The sequence below is a fragment of the Micromonospora sp. AMSO31t genome (assembly GCF_008868175.1).
Classification (GTDB): Bacteria; Actinomycetota; Actinomycetes; order Mycobacteriales; family Micromonosporaceae; genus Micromonospora.
In genome coordinates this window covers 1-6,523 of record NZ_WBKT01000237.1, presented here as the reverse complement: position 1 = coordinate 6,523, position 6,523 = coordinate 1, and the positions used below count along the sequence as shown (strand labels likewise).

Annotated in this window: 5 protein-coding genes; 4 read left to right on the top strand and 1 reads right to left on the bottom strand. The window is 76.0% G+C overall.

Features of this window, described 5'->3' with window-relative positions; all coding sequences use genetic code 11:
- The first annotated feature begins 269 nt into the window (after positions 1–269).
- The 4 genes from F8274_RS29475 (at position 270) to F8274_RS29460 (ending at position 6,046) form a co-directional block, all read left to right on the top strand.
- Entirely contained in the window at positions 270–1,736 is a 1,467-nt protein-coding gene (locus F8274_RS29475) for an AlkA N-terminal domain-containing protein (protein ID WP_151465622.1), read from the top strand.
- Positions 1,733–2,245, top strand: a complete 513-nt coding sequence (locus F8274_RS29470; protein WP_151465621.1) for a methylated-DNA--[protein]-cysteine S-methyltransferase — start codon at positions 1,733–1,735, stop codon at positions 2,243–2,245. Before F8274_RS29475 ends, F8274_RS29470 begins: the two co-directional genes overlap by 4 nt.
- 37 nt (positions 2,246–2,282) lie before the next feature.
- Positions 2,283–4,097, top strand: coding sequence for an ABC transporter ATP-binding protein (locus tag F8274_RS29465; protein ID WP_151465620.1), 1,815 nt, complete (start codon positions 2,283–2,285; stop codon positions 4,095–4,097).
- Positions 4,098–4,213: 116 nt separating this feature from the next.
- Positions 4,214–6,046 (top strand): ABC transporter ATP-binding protein, encoded by a 1,833-nt coding sequence (locus F8274_RS29460; RefSeq protein WP_225854033.1) that lies wholly within the window; start codon positions 4,214–4,216, stop codon positions 6,044–6,046.
- A 182-nt stretch (positions 6,047–6,228) separates the two neighbouring features.
- Here the strand turns inward: F8274_RS29460 and F8274_RS31490 are convergent.
- On the bottom strand, positions 6,229–6,523 hold a 295-nt coding region (locus F8274_RS31490; protein ID WP_370518289.1), incomplete at its 5' end, for a hypothetical protein.

Sequence of the window (6,523 nt, the reverse complement as noted above, 5' to 3'; positions counted from 1 at the left end):
CCGCGTCCCCCAGCACGCGCCGCTGACCCCGACGACCCGGCGGTCGCCGTCACCGCCCCGGCAGGTGGCGGCCGGGCGGGTCGACCGCGACGAGTGGAACGCCATGGAGGTGTCCCGGCGCCGGTGACCTCCATGGCGTTCCACTCACCGGCGGCGCGGCCGCGGGAGGCGGCCGCGCGACGCCTCCCGGACCCCGGTTTCGAGCGCGCGCACGGCCGCGTCCGAATCCCGCCAGCCGGTGGCCCGACCTGCGAGGCAGGATCGGTGTCATGGAACTCGACTTCGAGCGGTGCTACCGGGCCGTGGACAGCCGCGACCAGCGGTTCGACGGCTGGTTCTACACCGGCGTGACGTCGACCGGGATCTACTGCCGGCCGTCCTGCCCGGCGACGACGCCGAAGCGGCAGAACGTCCGGTTCTTCCCGTCGGCCGCCGCGGCGCAGGGCGCCGGGCTGCGGGCCTGCCGCCGCTGCCGCCCCGACGCCGCCCCGGGCTCCCCGCAGTGGGACGTCCGGGCCGACGTGGTCGGGCGGGCGATGCGACTGATCGCCGACGGGGTGGTCGACCGGGACGGCGTACCGGGGCTGGCGGCGCGGCTCGGCTACACCGAGCGGCACCTGCACCGGATGCTCCGGGCCGAACTGGGCGCCGGGCCGCTGGCGCTGGCCCGGGCGCAGCGGGCACAGACCGCCCGCATCCTCATCGAGACCACCGGGCTCGGCCTGGCCGAGGTGGCGTTCGCCGCCGGGTTCGGCAGCGTCCGGCAGTTCAACGACACCGTCCGCGAGGTGTACGGGGCCACCCCGTCCGAGCTGCGGGTGAGCCGGGGCGGCCGGCGGGCGGTCGGCGGGGCGGGCACCATCACGCTGCGGCTCGCGTACCGGCCGCCGCTGCACGCGGGGGCGCTGCTGGACTTCCTGGCGCTGCGCGCGCTGCCCGGCGTCGAGGAGGTCCGCGACGGGGCGTACCACCGGGGGTTGCGCCTGCCGCACGGGCCCGGCACCGTGTCGCTGGCCCCGGCCGACGGGCACGTGGCCGCCACCCTGCGGCTGGCGGACATGCGCGACCTGGCACCGGCCGTGGCCCGCTGCCGGCGGCTGCTCGACCTGGACGCCGACCCGGCCGCGGTCGACGCCACCCTGGCGGCGGACCCGGCCCTGGCCCCGGCGGTGGCCGCCGAACCCGGCGTCCGCCTCCCGCACGCCGTGGACGGCTTCGAGATGGCCGTCCGCGCCATCACCACCCAGCAGATCTCCCTCCGCTCGGCCAGGACCACCCTCACCCACCTCCTGGCGGCCACCGCGGCGCCACCCGCCGACGAGGCCGACGGCGACTCCGCCGACGACCGGCCACGGGGCCTGCGGGCGTTTCCCAGTCCCGAGGAGGTGCTCGGGGCGGCGGACAGCGCGTTCCGGATGCCGGGGGCGCGGCGGGAGACGATCCGCGCGGTGGCGCGGGCCGTCGCCGACGGGGACCTGGACCTGGCACCGGGTGGGGACCGGGAGGACGCGGTGCGGCGGCTCACCGCGCTGCCCGGGGTCGGGCCGTGGACCGCGGGCTACGTGGCCATGCGGGCGCTCGGCGACCCCGACGTCCTCCTCCCCACCGACCTGGGCGTACGCCGGGGCGCCGCCGCGCTCGGCCTGCCCGACGACCCGAAGACCCTGAACGCGTACGCGGACCGCTGGCGCCCCTGGCGGTCGTACGCGGTGATCCGACTCTGGAGAGCGGCATGACCACACTGGACAGCATCGTCATCGACACCCCCGCCGGCCCGCTGAGCGTGCTCGCCGGCCCCGACGGGGCGGTACGCGCGGCCGGCTTCACCGCCGACCCGGCGGCCCTCGTACCCCTGGTCCACCCCGGACTGCGCGGCGCGCTGCGCGAGCGGGCCGACCTCGGCCCGGTGACCGCGGCCGTCCGCGCCTACCTGGCCGGGGACCTGACCGCGATCGACACCGTCCCGGTCGCGCAGCAGACCGGCGGCGCCTTCATGGCCCACGCCTGGCAGGTGCTGCGCGAGGTCAAGCCGGGCGACCCCGTGACGTACACCGGTTTCGCGGCCCTGGCCGGGCGGCCGGCGGCGGTCCGTGCCGCCGCGGCGGCCTGTGCCCGCAACGCCGCCGCGCTCTTCGTGCCCTGTCACCGGGTGCTGCGCACCGACGGCACGCTCGGCGGCTACCGCTGGGGGCTGGACGTGAAGAAGTGGCTTCTCGGGCATGAGGGACGGGTGACGGCTAGCTGACAGCGGTGATGTCGCCCCCTGACGCTACCGTCGGGTAGTGCCTGCGCAGAGCGACGGCAACCACGTGGCGTGTCCCGACGCCCGTCCCCACCCGCTGCGCAACCTCTGGCGACTGCGGCCCTACCTGCGCCCCCACGCGGCCGAGTTCGCCTGGCTGCTGCTCGCCGCGCTGACCGCCACGGCGGCCAGCCTCGCCGTGCCCCTGGTCGTGCAGCGGGTGGTGGACGGGCCGGTGGCCCGGCACGACGAGGCCGGGCTGCTCCGGCTCGGCGCCCTCGCCCTGCTGCTCGGCCTGGCCGAGGCGGTGCTGATCTTCATCCGGCGGTGGACCCAGTCCTCCTCCTCGGTCGGCATGGAGGCGGCCATCCGCGCCGACATCTACGCCCACCTGCAACGCCTCCCGACCGACGTCCACGACCAGTGGCAGTCCGGCCAGCTGCTCTCCCGGATCACCAGCGACCTGTCGGTGATCCGCCGGTTCCTCTCCTTCGGCCTGCTCTTCCTGGTGCTCAACCTGATCACCTACGCCGCCGTGGTGGTGCTGCTGATCCGGCTGCACCCCTGGCTCGGCCTGCTGGTGGGGGCCAGCGCCGTCCCGCTGTTCCTGATCAGCCGCCGGTTCGCCCGGCACTACCACGCGGCGTCCCGCCGCATGCAGGACCAGCAGGGCGACGTGGCCACGCTGGTCGAGGAAACCGCGCAGGGCCTGCGCACCATGCGGGCGTACGGGCGGGGGCCCGAACTGGCCGCCCGGTTCGCCACCGGCGCCCGCCGCCTGCACGACACCGGGATCGGCAAGGCCCGCCTGCTGGCCCGCACCTCCGCCCTGTTCGACCTGGTGCCCAACCTGACCCTCGCGGTGGTGCTGGTGGCCGGCGCCGCCGCTGTCGCACGGGGCACGCTCAGCATCGGCGAGCTGGTCGCCTTCGTCAGCCTCCAGCTCATGCTGGTGTGGCCGGTGCAGTCGCTCGGTTGGATCATCGCGAACGGGCAGGAGGCGGCGACCGCCGCCGACCGGATCCAGGAGGTGCGGGACACCCGGCCGTCCATCGTCGACGCTCCGCACGCCCGCGCGCTGGACCGCACCGAGGTGCGCGGCCGGCTCCGCTTCGAGCGGGTGAGCTTTCACTACCCCGGCAGCCCGGCGCCGGTGCTCCGGGAGATCGAGCTGACCGTGGAGCCCGGCGAGACGCTGGCCCTCGTGGGTGCGACCGGCTGCGGCAAGAGCACGCTGCTGTCCCTCGTCCCCCGCCTGCACGAGGTGACCGGCGGCCGGGTCACGCTGGACGGGCACGACCTGCGCGACCTGCGGCTCGGCTCGCTGCGCCGGCTGGTCGGGGTGGCCTTCGAGGAGCCGACCCTGTTCTCCATGTCGGTCTGGGAGAACCTGACGCTGGGCCGGCCGGAGGCCGGCGAGGAGGAGGTCCGGGCCGCGCTCGCGCTGGCCCAGGCCGAATTCGCGTACGACCTGCCATGGGGGCTGGCCACCCGCGTCGGCGAGCAGGGGCTCTCCCTCTCCGGCGGGCAGCGGCAGCGGCTGGCGCTGGCCCGGGCGGTGCTCGGCCGGCCCGCGCTGCTCGTGCTCGACGACCCCCTCTCCGCGCTCGACGTGCACACCGAGGCCCTGGTCGAGGCGGCCCTGCGCCGGGTGCTGCGGGACACCACGGCGCTGCTGGTGGTGCACCGGCCGTCCACGGTGGCGCTCGCCGACCGGGTGGCCCTGCTCGACGGCGGCCGGATCGTCGCCGTGGGCACCCACAGCGAGCTGCTGGCCGGGGTCCCGGCCTACCGGGCGGTGCTCTCGGCCGAGCCGGAGCGGCAGGCGGACGGCGTCGGCCTGGTGCGGTCGTGACGGGGGCCGCCGGCCCACCCCGGATACCCGGACAGCGGGGCGCACCCGACCGGTCCCGGCAGCGCGGCGAGCCCGACCCCGACCGGTCCCGGCAGCAGGGCGACCCCGACCTCGACCTGTCCCGGTGGCGCGGGCGGGCCACCGACCCCGACGCCGACCGCAGCCGGGCCGAGGACTCGTCGCCGGAGGCGGTGGCCCGGCTCCGGGCCCGCAGCCGCGCCCTGCTCCGCGACCTGCTCCGCCCGCACCGGGCCCGGCTCGGGCTGGCGGTGTCCCTGCTGCTGGCCCAGAACGCCGCCGCGATGGCCGGCCCGTATCTGGTGATGCTCGGCATCGACCAGGGCATCGGACCGCTGCGGGCCGGCGACCCCGGCCCGCTGGTCGTCGTCGCCGTCGCGTTCGTCGTCGCCACCGCCACCGAGTACGCGACCCGGCGCGCCTTCCTCTCCCTCGCCGCCCGGATCGGCCAGGCCGTCCTGCTCGACCTCCGCAAACGGGTGTACGGCCACTTCCTCCGCCTCGACGTCGGCTTCCACGAGCGCTACACGTCGGGCCGGATGGTGTCCCGGCTGACCAGCGACCTGGACTCGATCGCCGAACTCGTCGACGGCGGGATCGACAAGCTGGTGATGGCCGCGCTGTCGGTGCTGTCGGTGGCGGGCATCCTGCTCTGGCTGGACCTGTCGCTGGCCGCGGTCACCCTGCTCGCCTTCCCGTTCCTGTTCTGGCTGTCCCGCTGGTTCGCCCGCGCCTCCGCCGGGGCGTACCGGCGGACCCGGGAGGCGGTGGCGCTGGTCATCGTGCACTTCGTCGAGTCGCTGCGCGGGATCCGGGCGGTGCAGGCCTACCGGCGGGAGCCCCGCAACCAGCGCATCTTCGCGGCGGTGAACGACGACTACCGGCAGGCCAGCCTCCGCGCGTTCCGCCTCATCGCGGTCTACTCGCCGGGCATCCGGCTGATCGGCAACCTGACCGCCGCGGCGGTGCTCGGCTACGGCGGCTGGCGGGTGCTGGGCGGGCGGACCGAGGTCGGGGTGCTCGCCGCATTCCTGCTCTACCTGCGCCGGTTCTTCGAGCCGATGGAGGAGCTGAGCCAGTTCTACAACGCGCTCCAGTCGGCCACCGCCGCGCTGGAGAAGCTGGCCGGAGTGCTCGACGAGCAGTCGGCCGTGGCCGAGCCCGCGCGACCGGTGCCGCTGCCCGCCGGCCCGGGGCGGGGAACGGTGGTGTTCCGCCGCGTCCACTTCGGCTACCGGCCCGAAGCGCCGATCCTGTCCGGGCTGGAGCTGAGCGTGCCGGCCGGGCAGACCGTCGCGCTGATCGGGCCGACCGGCGCCGGCAAGTCCACCATCGCCAAGCTGCTGGCCCGGTTCCACGACCCGGCGTCCGGCACCGTCAGCCTCGACGGGGTGGACCTGCGCCACCTCGCGGACGCCGAGCTGCGCCGGGCGGTGGTGCTGGTCACCCAGGAGAACCACCTGTTCAGCGGCTCGGTCGCCGAGAACATCCGGTTCGGCCGCCCGGACGCCGACGACGCGACCGTGGAGGCCGCCGCCCGCGCCATCGGCGCGCACGACTTCATCGCCGCGCTCCCCGACGGGTACGCCACCGACGTGCACCGGCGCGGCGGCCGGCTCTCCGCCGGGCAGCGGCAGCTCGTCGCGTTCGCCCGGGCGTTCCTGGCCGACCCCCGGGTCCTGATCCTCGACGAGGCCACCTCGTCGCTGGACGTGCCCACCGAGCGCATGGTGCAGCGGGCCCTGCGCAGCGTCCTGCGGGACCGCACCGCGCTGGTGATCGCGCACCGCCTCTCCACCGTGGAGACCGCCGACCGGGTGCTCGTCCTCGACGACGGGCGGATCGTGGAGGACGGATCCCCGACCGAGCTGGCCGCCGCCGGCGGCCGGTACGCCGCCCTGCACCGCCAGTGGCGCGACTCCCTGCTCTGACCAACCCGCCCCACGGGGACGACGCCCGCGATCTTGGCGAGTTGTCGTGGGTCCCGACCGGCACCTCGCCAAGATCGCGCTGATGCGGGAGATCTTGGAAGCTGAGCGCCCCTGGAGGGGCCGTTTCCTTCCAAGATCTCGACGGGTGCCGCGGGTTTCGCCGACCGGTTCGGTTCGGCGCGTCAGTCGGCGCGGGGTTCTTCCCGCTCCGCCTCTCCGGCAGCGCCGGAACCGGGCGGGGAATCCCCGGCAGCATCCGGCAGGGCGGCGTCGGCGCGCAGGTCGCGGCGGATGCGGTCGATTGCCCGGCCGAAGCCGAAGAGCAGCACCAGGACCAGCGCAGCCACCCCGGTGAGCACCGGGATGGTCAGTGGCGGCTCGCCCCGGTCGGTGCTCAAGCCGCGGAGCAGCGGCGGGGCCAACGCCAGGGCGGAGAGCACCAGCGCGGCCATCCCGAGCGCCAGCACGCCCGCCACC